This is a genomic window from Alistipes megaguti (assembly GCF_944320325.1).
Taxonomy (GTDB): Bacteria; Bacteroidota; Bacteroidia; order Bacteroidales; family Rikenellaceae; genus Alistipes; species Alistipes megaguti.
The window spans coordinates 33,153-45,903 of sequence record NZ_CALUHA010000010.1 but is presented as its reverse complement, the minus strand read 5'-3'; the positions used below and the strand labels follow the sequence as shown (position 1 = coordinate 45,903).

General features: G+C 59.4%; 9 protein-coding genes. 5 read left to right on the top strand and 4 right to left on the bottom strand.

From position 1 onward, the window contains the following. The 5 genes from PUQ42_RS04300 (at position 1) to PUQ42_RS04280 (ending at position 6,111) form a co-directional block, all read left to right on the top strand. Positions 1-1,113: a cell division protein FtsQ/DivIB gene (locus PUQ42_RS04300; RefSeq protein WP_273371297.1), complete on the top strand. Its 1,113-nt coding sequence runs from the start codon at positions 1-3 to the stop codon at positions 1,111-1,113. A 14-nt stretch (positions 1,114-1,127) separates the two neighbouring features. Continuing rightward, complete coding sequence (gene ftsA / locus PUQ42_RS04295) at positions 1,128-2,645, top strand: cell division protein FtsA (RefSeq protein ID WP_122120122.1); 1,518 nt, start codon at positions 1,128-1,130, stop codon at positions 2,643-2,645. A 268-nt stretch (positions 2,646-2,913) separates the two neighbouring features. Then, the gene (ftsZ, locus tag PUQ42_RS04290; protein ID WP_087309685.1) at positions 2,914-4,248 is read left to right on the top strand and encodes a cell division protein FtsZ; all 1,335 of its coding nucleotides are present in this window, start codon (positions 2,914-2,916) and stop codon (positions 4,246-4,248) included. 16 nt (positions 4,249-4,264) lie between these two features. Continuing rightward, the gene (gene gldE / locus PUQ42_RS04285) at positions 4,265-5,548 is read left to right on the top strand and encodes a gliding motility-associated protein GldE (protein WP_273371292.1); all 1,284 of its coding nucleotides are present in this window, start codon (positions 4,265-4,267) and stop codon (positions 5,546-5,548) included. Next, positions 5,545-6,111, top strand: coding sequence for a 4'-phosphopantetheinyl transferase family protein (locus PUQ42_RS04280; RefSeq protein WP_122120125.1), 567 nt, complete (start codon positions 5,545-5,547; stop codon positions 6,109-6,111). Before gldE ends, PUQ42_RS04280 begins: the two co-directional genes overlap by 4 nt. 439 nt (positions 6,112-6,550) lie before the next feature. On the opposite strand, the gene PUQ42_RS04275 is transcribed toward PUQ42_RS04280, so the two are convergent. The 4 genes from PUQ42_RS04275 to PUQ42_RS04260 all read right to left on the bottom strand — a co-directional run bounded on the left by PUQ42_RS04275 (position 6,551) and on the right by PUQ42_RS04260 (position 12,715). Further along, positions 6,551-7,744 carry a C1 family peptidase gene (locus PUQ42_RS04275; protein ID WP_122120126.1) on the bottom strand — a complete coding sequence of 398 codons (1,194 nt, stop codon included), beginning with the start codon at positions 7,742-7,744 and terminating at the stop codon, positions 6,551-6,553. 26 nt (positions 7,745-7,770) lie between these two features. Continuing rightward, entirely contained in the window at positions 7,771-10,068 is a 2,298-nt protein-coding gene (gene topA, locus PUQ42_RS04270) for a type I DNA topoisomerase (RefSeq protein WP_273371286.1), read from the bottom strand. A 78-nt stretch (positions 10,069-10,146) separates the two neighbouring features. Then, positions 10,147-11,925, bottom strand: coding sequence for a DUF4270 family protein (locus PUQ42_RS04265; RefSeq protein ID WP_273371283.1), 1,779 nt, complete (start codon positions 11,923-11,925; stop codon positions 10,147-10,149). After that, the gene (locus PUQ42_RS04260; protein WP_273371281.1) at positions 11,909-12,715 is read right to left on the bottom strand and encodes a glycogen/starch synthase; all 807 of its coding nucleotides are present in this window, start codon (positions 12,713-12,715) and stop codon (positions 11,909-11,911) included. The genes PUQ42_RS04265 and PUQ42_RS04260 overlap by 17 nt, the downstream gene beginning before the upstream one ends. Positions 12,716-12,751: the final 36 nt, after the last annotated feature.

The window sequence follows — 12,751 nt, the reverse complement described above, 5'->3', positions numbered from 1 at the left end:
ATGGCGAAACCGACCCTGAAATATCTCCGACCGGTCATTCTGGGAGCCCTGTGGCTGGGTGTTCTCGTCTACATGGTGTGGGCGGGGATCTCGGTGTACCGTGCACGTAGGGTCCGGCAGGTCCGGAGTCTGGAGATCGAGGTGGTCGACAGTACGTCGCAGGGCTATCTGGTGACGGGCCGGCAGGTGCGGAGCTGGATTGCACAGAGCGGAATCGGCACGATCGGCACGGCAGTTGGAGAGGTGGATCTGCACGCAATCGAACGGCTGATCGCCCGCAACGGCTTTGTGGAGCGGGTGGTGGCCTACGTCTCCGATCCGGGGGTGCTGCACGTGAAGATCTCGCCGCGCGAGCCGCTGCTGCGACTGCTGACCGACGGGATGAACGCCTATGTCACCTCGGCGGGATATGTCTTTGCGGCACCGCGGGCCTCGTCGCTCTACGTGCCGGTGGTGACGGGCTCCTACAGGCCTCCCTTCCCGACGGATTATGTGGGCGATGTGCGCGATTACCTGGACAAGCGGTTGCGGCAGTGCGACGAGCGGATTGCCGAACTCGAACGGTCGAAGATCCCGGTTTACCGGCGTGAACAGACCTACGAGAATGAGTATCGGATGATTCGTCGCGAACGGCTGAAGCGCCGCTGGTGGAAGGGCGAGAGTGCCGAGGCTTTCGACAAACGCGTCGAACAGCTGCGGGAGAAGAAGGCGCAGGCGCGTCGGACGTGGCGTTACCGCACGCGGGTGATTCGCGACGAGCTCGAACGGATCGACCGCCAGCAGGAGGCCGAGCTCCGCAAACAAAAAAAGTTGGAGAAAAGCTACGAAGATTTCATGAAACTCCTTACCTTTGTGGAGACTGTCGAAGAGGATGATTTCTGGAGGTCGGAGGTGGTGCAGATAGCCGCTTATACGACCCCCAGCGGAGCATTGGAGGTAGAGCTGACCCCGCGCAGCGGCAACTATACGATCCTTTTCGGTCGGTTGGAGGAGGTGGACCGCAAGTTCGACAAACTGTTGCGCTTTTACCGCAACGGTCTTTCGACGCTGGGCTGGGACACCTACCGGGTGATCGACATCCGATACGACAATCAGGTAGTCTGCAAAAAGTAAAGGAACAATATACCGTGGAAAGAAAAAATTATACCGTAGCGATCGATCTGGGGTGCTCGTCGGTGAAGGTAGCCGTCGGGGAGCGGACTCCGGAGGGCTTGCTCGATGTGGCGTGTGTCGTTACGAAGCCCGTGAAGGAGGGCGTTCATGCGGGCCTGATCGAGAACATCGAACTGGTGAGTCAGGCTATCCGGTCGGCGGTTTCGGAGGTCGAAGAGCAGTTCGGCATCCGCATCACGGAGGCTTATGCGGGGATCTCCGGTGAGTTCGTGCGCTGCGCCCGCCACACGGACCACGTCTTTGTCTACGATCCTCAGAACGGCGTCAACCAGAAGGATGTCGACGCCCTGTTTGACCGGATGCGCAACGTCCAGGCGCCCGATGACGAGACGATCATGGAGCGTGTCCCCCAGAACTACGTGGTCGACGACAGCCAGGAGGTGCATAACCCCGTGGGGTCGTTCGGCAAGAAACTCGGCTCGACATTCAACTTCATTCTCTGCCAGAAGACGCCGATACAGCGTCTCGACATGGCTCTGAAACGTCTCGGCATCCGGATGCTGGGGGTGGTCTCCGATGCGATGGCCACGCCCGAGGCCGTGCTGCTCCCCGATGAGAAGGAGGAGGGGGCTGCGGTGGTCAACGTCGGCGCCGGTGTGACCGACGTGACGGTCTACTACCGCAACGTGATCCGCTACATCGCCTCGATCCCGATGGGCGCCTCGGCCATCAACAGCGACATCCGCACGATGAGCGTGCCCGAGAAGCTGGTCGAAAGCCTCAAACTCAAATATGGTTCGGCAGTGGCCGAACTGGCCCCCGAGGACAAACTCGTCCGCGTCAACGGACGTACGCCCCGCGAGGCAAAGGACATCCTGTTGCGGAACCTGGCCACGGTGATCGAGGCCCGGGCCACGGATATCGTGGAGTTCGTGCAGCAGGAGATCAAGGATTCGGGTTTTGCCGACAAACTGGTCTACGGCATTGTGCTGACGGGCGGCTCGGCCAAACTCAAACATCTCGACGAGCTCTTTCGCCGCATAACGGGCATGGATGTCCGTGTTGCGCTCCCCGAAGAGGGGATCACCGGGACGTCGAAGGCCAAGGTGGCCGATCCGGCTCTTTCGACGGTGGTCGGCATCCTGCTTCACGGCGCTGAGCTGGGCGGTTGTATGGTCATCGAGAATCCGGTGGCCCCGGCCGCCACGACGCAGAGCGCTGCTTCGACAGCAGCTGCTCCGGGGATGAATATTCCCAATCCGGTGCGGCCTTCAGGCATGCGTCAGCCCTATACGCCGACGCCTCCGGCCCCGGAGAGCTTCCGCCACGTGTCGCCGCGCCAGCCACAGCCGACTCCTGCGGCCGTTGCTCCCGAACCGGCCGAATCGGAGCCGGTAGCTCCCGCCGAGGAGCCGCAGGAGGAGAAGCATCAGCCCGAAACCCGCCGCAAACGTGACTGGCGCTCGATCTTCCAGAATACCTTCGACAAGATCAACAAGAGCTTCTCGGCCGCCGAGGACGAGGAAATCTGATCGAGGGGGGCGAAGAAGGGGCCGCCGAGGGGTATCTGAGAAGAAGGGGCCGCCGAGGGGTATCTGAGAAGAAGGGCCGCCGAGGGGCATCTGAGAAGGAGGGGCCGCCGGAGAATGTGGGTGCCGAGAAGGGACCGCCGAAGCCGAGTACGGACTGTGATGGCGGACAATGAGAGCAGGAAAAGATATGGAGTGTGGGTTTGGGGAGGCCGGTTTGCCGAAGACCCCGACCCGCCTCGAATGGAGACGATAAAAAGAGAATTCAGATATGACAGACGAATTGATGTCGGAAATCAAGGTTCCGCGTACCGATGGATCGATTATCATGGTGGTCGGCGTGGGCGGAGCCGGAGGCAATGCCGTGAATCACATGTGGAACCTCGGAATCCGGGGCGTCACCTTCATGGTGTGCAATACCGACCAGCAGGCGCTGGACAAGAGCCCCGTGGAGAAGAAGATCCGCCTGGGGTCCGAGGGCCTTGGAGCGGGCAACGATCCCGAAAACGGACGCCGTGCGGCCGTCGAGACACTCCCCGAGATCCGGCAGGCACTTGAGGAGGCCGGCACCAAGATGCTCTTCATCACGGCCGGCATGGGCGGCGGAACCGGTACGGGTGCCTCGCCCGTGATTGCGAAACTTGCCAAGGAGATGGGGCTTCTGACGGTGGCCATCGTCACCTCGCCGCTGGCTGTCGAGGGTAAGATCCGTTACGAACAGGCCTTCCGCGGTATCGACGAACTGCGCGGTACGACCGATTCGCTGCTGATTATCAACAACGAAAATATTCTGGAGATCTACGGACGCCTCTCGCTCAAGCAGGCTTTCGGAAAGGCCGATGACATTCTGGCTTCGGCGGCCAAGGGCATTGCCGAGATCATCACCGTGGAGAGCGATCTGGTGAATGTCGACTTTGCCGATGTCTCGAAGGTGATGCGCGACAGCGGCCGGGCCCACATGGCCGTTGCCACGGCCGAGGGCGACAATCGTGCCGAGGCGGTTGCCGAGGCTTCACTGCGCTCGCCGCTGCTGGACCACAATCTGATCTCCGGAGCCAAGAATATCCTGCTGAACATCTCGGTGTCGAATGCCGACAGCCTGATGTACGAGGAGGTGGTCAAGATTCTGGAGTACATCCAGTCGCATGCCAGCGTGCAGGACGAACAGGGGGTCATCCACAATGCCAACATCATCTGGGGTACGAGCGAGAAGCCGCAGCTGGGCAATGCCATCGAGCTGGTGGTGGTCGCCACGGGATTCGACGGCGACGAGGAGGCCCATGGCATGAAGCCCATTATCCCGGCGCAGCGTACGGCAGAACAGACGACGCCGAAGCCCGAGCAGGCCTCCGTACCTCCGGTGCTGGAGCCGATCAAGCCGGCGGCGCCTAAACCGGTTGTTCGTCAGCCCGAGCAGGTGATGCTGGGTGCGAAATCCTCCCGTTATGGAGATATCGATGCGTTGCTGGCCAAACCGGCCTACCAGACGCGCAATTCGAAGTTCATCGTCCAGATGCCCGGCGGGCGCAAGGAGGTGATCAAGGAGGAGACCCCCGCAAAAAATACGCAGCGTGAAGAGCCGAAGGGTGGATCGCTGTTTGATTAACCAATAGCCGGAAAACTTGGAAGAAGCCGCTTATTCCTGGATCGCCTTTCACGGGTTTACGCCTCATGTCGTCGTACTGTGTGCGGTGACACTCTTCTTGTTGAGTATTTCGGCGCTGGTATCCGGCTCCGAAACCTCGTTCTTCTCGCTTTCGCACAACGATATCCGCCAGTTTCAGAAGAGTCGCAGCCCCCGGGCCGCGGCTGTCCTGCGCATGCTCTCGGATGTCGATCTGCTGCTGGCCACGATTCTGGTGGTCAACAACCTGGTCAATATCTGCATTGTCATCCTCACGGCAGGGATCATCGATTCGCTGTTCACCTTCCTGCGTTTCGAATTCCTCTTCAAGACGGTGCTGGTCACCTTCCTGCTGCTGTTGTTCGGCGAGATTCTTCCGAAGGTGCTGGCGCAGACCATGCCCGTGCGTTTCGCCCTCATGGTGGCCCGTCCGCTGTCGGTCCTGCGGTGGATCTTCTACCCGCTCTCCTACCTGCTGGTCCATGCCAGCAGCCGCATCAGCGAGAAGGCCGCCCACAAGAGCGAGATTTCGCTCGACGAGCTGGCCGACGCCGTGGACATGACCCAGAGCTCGAGCCCCGAGGAGCACGAGATGCTCTCGGGCATCGTCAACTTTGTCAACACCGAGGTGCAGGAGATCATGAAACCGCGCGTCGACATGACGGCTCTCGACATCACGGACGACTACGAACATGTGAAGCATACGATCATCGAGTCGGGCTTCTCGCGCATTCCGGTCTACGAGGAGGATATGGACAACATCCGCGGAACCCTCTACGTGAAGGATCTGCTCCCCTATATCAACAACGGGAAGGATTTTGCCTGGCAGCAGCTGATGCGCAAACCCTACTTTGTCCCCGAGCATAAGAAGATCAACGATCTGCTGGCCGATTTCCAGACGAACAAGGTGCACATGGCCATTGTGGTTGACGAGTACGGTTCGACGCTGGGGCTGGTTTCGCTTGAAGACATCATCGAGGAGATCGTCGGGGAGATTTCGGACGAAAGCGACAACGAAGAGACCTTCTATACGCGTCTCGATGCCAAGACCTACCTCTTCGAGGGCAAGACCCATCTGGGCGACTTCGAGCGGATCCTCGAACTCGACGAGGATACCTTCGCCGACGTGAAGGGCGAGGCCGATACCCTGGCCGGTCTGATGCTCGAACTCAAGCGGGACTTCCCGCGCAAGGGGGATACCTTCCTCTCACATGGTATCCGCTTCACGGTTCAGGAGATGGAGGGGCATCGGATCGACAAAATCCGCGTCGATCTTCCATGATACCCCGTCTGATCATCGAACGGCCGATGACACCCGACGAAACGGCCGCATGGACCACTCCCGGGGAGCAGGTCCGTGCTGCCACGTTCCGCAACGAACGCCGCCGCAGCGAATACCTCACCTGGCGGACCCTGGTAAGACGCGAGCTGGGACGGGATGTCCGGATTGCGTATAACGACCTGGGAGCCCCGATTCTTCCCGACGGGGAGGCCTTCGTTTCGGTCTCGCACTGCGACGGACGGGTGGCTGTCTGCCTCTCCCAACATCCTTGTGCCATTGATATCGAACCGTCCGGCCGGGATTTCTCCCGTGTGGCCGACCGTTATATGACGTCGGCCGAGCGCTGTCTGTCAACGGATCCGTTGTGGCCGGGCTATGTGTGGTGTGCCAAGGAGACTCTCTACAAACTGGCCGGTCGGAGCGGGCTCGATTTCCGCGAGGATCTCCATATCGAAGCGGCTGATCTGGCCGGTGGCCGGCTGGTCGGGCGTATTGGTTCCGGTATGCCGGTGACGCTCTCCTCGGCCTGTTCCGACGGTTTTCTGGTGGTCTCTTTTTGTTGAGAGGCTCTTCTTGGAATTTTATCCGAACGTCGGACTGCCCCCGTTTCTTCTCTGGGTATAGTGTAATCTATTGTAATACAGCATGTTGCTCGGATGTATCCCTTGTGTGTGCAGCCGACATTCAGGGTGTTCTTCAAAAAATTTATATATTTCGTAAAAAATCTTAATAAAATATTTGCAAGTTTGCTTCCGTCGCATTACCTTTGCCGTCGCTTTAATGATAAAATATTTTAATAATTATTTAAAATTATTTACTATGAAGGCAAAGCTTGGTGAGTGGTTACGTACTGCTCTGATTATGTTGGGAGAGAGCATCAAGTATCGTGAGATGTAAATCTCCCTTTAACAACGACTTAAATTTAAAACTTCAATAAAAAGGGAAGCGCCCGGCTCCATGGTGAGTCGGGCGCTTCCCTTTTGGGGAGATCGGTTGGTGGGTTTACCAGCCGAGTTTCTTGCGGATCTCCTTGGGGACGGCGTTGCGGTTGACCATGATCGAGGTGGTCTTGTAGGCGACGAACGGACGCGAGAAGTACCAGAAACCGTCGTAGGGCGGTACGACGTTCCACGAATTCTGAACCTTGTAGTATCGGTTCCCGATCTGATCCGTGGCCGTGCCGACGATCACCATGCCGTGGTCGTCCGTGGTTTCGTAGTTGTCGAAGGCCTCCTGGCGCATCTGCTGGTCGATCGTGCGCTCCTTGCCGGGTTTGTCGAAGCTATAGAGGGCAGCCTCCTTCTCACGGTCTGTGAGTTTGCCCCATTTCTCGGCCTCCGTGCCGCTCATCCCTTCGAGACTGGCCTCGGGGATGATGCCGATGCCCTTCGTACGGCTGAATCCCTTTTCGCTGACGTCCGTGCCCCAGGCTACCGTATAGCCGTTTTCGAGGGCATGGTCGATGGTCTGCATCATCTCGTCGAGCGGCAGGTTCCAGACCGAAGCCCACATCCAGTTGTCGGGCACCTCGATCATGAAGGGTTCGTAGAAGGGGTGGTGCGTGAAGGAGGAGAGATCGACGTAGTCGTCCATGCGGATTGGAAGCGATTCGGCAAACGTCTGCGGGGTATACTCCTTGCCCTGGTAGGTGAAACGCTCGGGCAGGGGACCGAAGTATTCGTCGAGAATGGCGTTGAAACCGCGTTTCCAGGCCGTGGAGAGGGGCTTCTTCTCGCCTGAAGCCTCGATGACGGCATCGAGATAAGCCTTCAGTACGGCCGAAATCTCATGGAAGTCGGGCTTCTCCGTACCGTAGTTCAATCCGGGATAGACCTCGAAGGGGACGATTCCGTGGCGTTTGATTCCCTCGGTCACATCGTGCGAGGCGCCGCCTTCGGCGAAGTTGAGCTTCCCGTGCAGGCGGACGTATTTCTCGCCCTTGTCCATGAATGAGTGGCGGACGATCCACATCTCCGAGAGGTGCATCTCGGGACCTCCGGCGCGGAGGATCTCGCTCTCGAGCATCGTCATCGTCGAGTAGCACCAGCAGGTGCCGCTGCGGCTCTGGTCCTTGACCGGCGTCGTGCGGAGGATCTTGCCTTCGGTGAAGCGGTACCCTTGGGTCGAATCGGGTGTCTGGGCTGCGGCTCCGAGTGCGAGGCAGAGTGCGAGAGCCGTCGTAAGCAGGTTTTTCATCGTATCCTTGAGGTTTTTGGTATGATCTATTTTTTCGAGGCCGCAACGATCTTCAGGCACTCCTCGAGGGTCAGCTCCTCGGGTTTCGTCCCTTTGGGGATGCGGTAGTTCTTGCCCTTGTAGGCGATGTAGGCGCCGTAGCGGCCGTTCTTGACGAGCATGTCGGGATCCTCCTCGAAACTGCGCAGCGGCGTGTGGGCGGCAGCTGCGGCAGCCTGATGTTCGCGGACGATCTCCACGGCCCGTTCGTGGGTCAGCGTGTAGGGGTCGTCGCCCTTGGGCAGCGAGGCGAACGAGCTGCCGTAGCGGACGTAGGGTCCGTATTTGCCGATTCCGATCGTCAGTTTTTCGCCGTCGAGTTCGCCGACCTCGCGCGGCAGGGCGAAGAGCTCCAGCGCCTCGTCCAGGGTGATCGACTCGATGAGCTGCCCCTTCTTGAGCGAAGCGAAGCGGCTCTTCTCGCCCTCGGCCCCTTCGATCTCGACCATCGGGCCGTAGCGGCCGATGCGGGCCTTGACCGTGTGGCCCGTTTTGGGATCGGTGCCCAGGATGCGGACCTCGCGGGGTTTGGTGTTCTGCGAGGTGATGGCCGCGTCGACCATCTTGTGGAACGGTCCGTAGAAGTCGCCGATCATCTTCTCCCAGGTGATGTCTCCTTCGGCGATGCGGTCGAACTCCTTCTCGACGTTGGCCGTGAAGTTGTAGTCGATGATCGGTCCGAACTGCTCCTCGAGGTAGTCGTTGACCACCATGCCGATATCCGTGGGCGAGAGGCGGTTCTTCTCCTTGCCGTAGTTCTCCGTGAGGGTTTCGCCGGCGATCTTGCCCTCCTTGAGCGTCAGCTGCGTGTAGCTGCGTTTCTGTCCGTCGCGGTTCTGCTTGACGACGTAGCCGCGGTTGATGATCGTCGTGATGGTCGGGGCGTAGGTCGACGGGCGCCCGATGCCGAGCTCCTCGAGGCGTTTGACCAGCGAGGCCTCGTTGTAGCGGGCCGGAGCCGACGTAAAGCGCTCCGTCGCGGTGATCTGTGCGGCCTCGAGGCGGTCGCCCGTGGCGAGTTTCGGCAGACGTCCTTCGCCGCTTTCGGCCGCCTGGTCGTCATCCGTCGACTCGGAGTAGAGGCGCAGGAAACCGTCGAAACGGATCACTTCGCCCTGGGCCACGAACTGGTGCTGCGATCCCGACATGTCGATGGTGATCGTCGTGCGGTCCAGCTCGGCGCAGACCATCTGCGAGGCGACCGTGCGCTTCCAGATCAGGTCGTAGAGCCGTTTCTCCTCGGCCGTGCCCTCGATCGACTGGCGGTCGATGTACGACGGACGGATGGCCTCGTGTGCCTCCTGGGCCCCTTTGGTCTTGGTCTTGTAGTTATACCAGCGCGAGTATTTCTCGCCGTAGAGTTTGATGACCTCCTCCTTGCACTGGGCCAGCGCCTGCTGCGAAAGGTTCACCGAGTCGGTACGCATGTAGGTGATCAATCCCTGTTCGTAGAGCCGCTGTGCGACGGCCATTGTCCGCGAGACCGACATGCCCAATTTGCGGCCGGCCTCCTGCTGCAGCGTTGAGGTGGTGAACGGCGGGGCGGGGTAGCGCTGGGCGGGTTTCTCCTCCGACTTGGCGACGGTGAACGTGGCGCCGATGCACGACCGCAGGAACGATTCGGCCTCCTCGGCCGTCTCGAAGCGGGTCGGGAGTTCGGCCCTGAAGAGGGTCTTGTCGGGATTCTCTGCGGCGTGGAACTGTGCCACGACCCGGAAATAGGGGGTCGAATGGAAGGCGATGATCTCGCGTTCGCGCTCGACGATCAGCCGTACGGCCACCGACTGCACGCGTCCGGCCGAGAGCGACGGCCGCACCTTTTTCCACAGCACGGGCGAGAGTTCGAAACCCACCAGGCGGTCGAGGATGCGGCGGGCCTGTTGGGCGTTGACCAGGTTCATGTTGACCGTACGCGGTTTCTCGATGGCCTCGAGGATGGCGCGTTTGGTAATTTCGTGGAAGACGATGCGTTTGGTCTGGTCGACGGGGAGCCCCAACACTTCGGTGAGGTGCCATGCGATGGCTTCTCCTTCGCGGTCTTCATCGGAGGCGAGCCAGACGGTCTTCTTTTTGGCCAGTTTGTTGAGTTCGTCGACAACCTTTTTCTTGTCGGCTGGGATTTCGTAGATGGGTTTGAAGCCCTCTTCGATATTGATGCCGAGGTCCTTTTTCGCCAGATCGCGGATGTGTCCGAAGCTCGATTTGACGACGAAGTCCTTCCCGAGGAACTTCTCGATGGTCTTGGCTTTGGCCGGGGACTCGACGATTACTAGATTCTCCTGCATGAATGGTATATTGATGGCTTGTAAATGCGAAAACCTAAGTTTTGCACTTAGGTTCCGCCAAAGGGTTTGTCAGTACGGTTACTTGATCAGGTTGTAGGCCAGATCGAAACGGATCGGACTGTTGAGTTCGTTGTCTACGGTCGAGGCTCCCTGCATCACGCCGAACGAGTTGGTGAAGATGCTGTAGGCTTCCGGCCCGATGTAGACCGTGCGGTTGGCCACCTTGTTCCAGTCGACGGTCTTCTCCCAGGCTTCGTAACCCGTCTGGAAGGCGGCCAGATCTCCGGCCGGGATGCTGCCCTGTGCATCGGCCTGCGGCAGCATGGGATAGACGGCGCCGGCGGCCTCCTTGACCTTGATGTAACTGTTCCACAGCTGCTGCAGATAGCCCGTGATGTTGAGTACGTAGCAGCCGCGGCTGCGGTTGATGTATCCGCCGTAGGCGAGCGTCGTGCTGTAGTTCTGTTCGTAGCTGTAGGCGTAGTCCGAAACGGGCGACAGCGATTTGTAGTTGGTGTAGAGGCCCAGCCGGTTCGGTGCGGCGTTCATCTCCTCGATGAGCGACAGCAGGGGCGAGGCGCCTCCGTCCGTCGACGGATTCGGGTCGAGATCGCCCCAGTCGTAGCTGCTTTCGGAGAAGTAGATCGACATGCGGGCCTGACTGAAGGCCAGCGTGCGGAAGTTCTTGCCGTCCTTGGCATTCTCCTGGGCGATGACCTCCTCGAGTTTGGCGAAGAATTCGGGGGTGAAGGTCATCTCGGTAATGGCACCGCCCATTCCCTCGACGCGCAGCTGCGTGACGGGCTGACGCGTATCCTCGGCGCCGGATTCCGGCTCCTGGGCGTTGGTCGCGGCGTCGAACTTCAGTTCCGGGACTGTGATCTGCGCATAGTCATGCTGGATTGAGTTGACCGAGACGTTTCCGTTCGAAGCGTATGAGTCATAAAAGTAGAGGACCATGCCGATCGTATCCTGGATGAGGGCTGGATCCCCCTTGACGCGGTTACGTCCGTAGATCGAGAGTCCCGAGGCATCGAGCTGCGTGGCAAAGATCGTTCCGACGTTGCTCTTGCCCGTCTTGTCGAGCCGGTAGGCGGGATCCGGGGCAATATAGAGTCCGGGGAACTCTTCGATGAAGTACTTGAGGCTGTCGGTCGTGTAGATCGAGTATTTATCCTTGTAGGTGCCCTCCTGCAGCATGAGTCGTCTGATGTAGGCTTCGCCCTGTTGGGTTGCGGTCATGGTGACGGCCGAGGTGGTGGAGGGGGACTTGTCCTCGCCGCCGAGCGTGAAGCGGAAGAGCGGCTCCTCGTCGGTGTTGACGGTCTGCTTGTCGGGGGTGAAGCCCAGATAGAAGACCGTATCGCTCCGCTCACGCTGGGTAATGTAGTCGTTGTTGCGGATCTCGTAGACGGCAAAGTGTTGTTCGGTCAGGGAGTCGCGTCCGAGGCTCTTGATGCTCAACAGGATCTGGGCCGAGTCGAAGATCGGCATATAGCCGAAGTAGCCTTCCGGCACGGCATAGTAACTGACCATCTGGGTGAGGAATCCGGCGGTCCGCGTTCCGATCGAATCGTTCATCTGGGTGCCGAAATAGCCGTACGAGAGGTTCGAACCGACGATCGAGTCGGTTTTGAAGAGCCGGGTTTCGACATACCGTCTGGGATTCAGTCCGTCGATGGTTTTGGTTGTTCCGTCGATGGTCACGAATCCGGCGCGCATCTGCTGGTTGTCGGGGATAAGGTTGCCGCCGAGCGTATCGTCGACCTTGGTGCAACTGCCGAGCAGGAGGGCTCCGGCCAGTCCGATCAGGGAGTAGCGGAGCGCACAGCGGCGGGCGTTATGGAATCGCTTCATAGAATCGGTTGTAATTATCGAAAAAGTCCTCTGCGTCGGGGCTTTGGTATTCGAGCAGGGGTTTTCCCGAGTTGCGGGCCCACTCCAACACCTTGGGGTCGAGATCCTGCGATGCGGCGACTACCCCGTCGGCATAATGCATAACGAAACGGCAGAGATTTTCGTATGAAGGGAGGTCGAGAAGGTCGAGATTTTTGTCTTTGACCCCTTCACCGGCGATCTTCTCCTTGATTTGCGGGTCGAGATTCCCGGGGAACGAGTCTCCGTAGAGGGAGACGACGACCTTGACGTTTCGGAAGAGGGGGTCGTCGGCAAAGACCTTCTTCAGATAGACGGGGACCACGCCGGCGAACCAGCCGTGGCAGTGGACCACGGTCGGGGTCCAGCGCAGTTTCTTGACGGTCTCCAGCACGCCGCGGGCGAAGAAGATGACTCGTTCGTCGTTGTCGGGGAAGAAGTTGCCGTCGGGATCCGTCAGGACGGCTTTTCTGGAAAAGTAGTCGTCGTTGTCGATGAAGTAGATCTGTACGCGGGCGGCGGGGATCGAGGCGACCTTGATGATGAGCTGGTGGTCGTTGTCGTCGATGATGAGGTTCATGCCGGAGAGGCGGATGACCTCGTGCAGCTGATGCCTGCGTTCGTTGATACAGCCGTAACGGGGCATGAAGGTGCGGATTTCGTTTCCTCGCTCCTGCATGGCCTGTATCAGTTCACGGCAAAGCCGGGCCCCCTCCGTTTCGGGGAGATAGGGGGTGATTTCCTGACATACGTACAGAATCTTGTTTGCCATGGTTCCGGGGGTTTATACCTGCAAAGATACGAAAAA

Excerpts from the sequence above, each read along its gene's own strand:
- PUQ42_RS04300 (WP_273371297.1), top strand. The coding sequence starts at position 1 with ATGGCGAAACCGACCCTGAAATATCTCCGACCGGTCATTCTGGGAGCC.
- ftsZ (WP_087309685.1), top strand. The coding sequence starts at position 2,914 with ATGACAGACGAATTGATGTCGGAAATCAAGGTTCCGCGTACCGATGGA.
- PUQ42_RS04280 (WP_122120125.1), top strand. The coding sequence starts at position 5,545 with ATGATACCCCGTCTGATCATCGAACGGCCGATGACACCCGACGAAACG.
- PUQ42_RS04275 (WP_122120126.1), bottom strand. The coding sequence starts at position 7,744 with ATGAAAAACCTGCTTACGACGGCTCTCGCACTCTGCCTCGCACTCGGA.
- topA (WP_273371286.1), bottom strand. The coding sequence starts at position 10,068 with ATGCAGGAGAATCTAGTAATCGTCGAGTCCCCGGCCAAAGCCAAGACC.
- PUQ42_RS04265 (WP_273371283.1), bottom strand. The coding sequence starts at position 11,925 with ATGAAGCGATTCCATAACGCCCGCCGCTGTGCGCTCCGCTACTCCCTG.
- PUQ42_RS04260 (WP_273371281.1), bottom strand. The coding sequence starts at position 12,715 with ATGGCAAACAAGATTCTGTACGTATGTCAGGAAATCACCCCCTATCTC.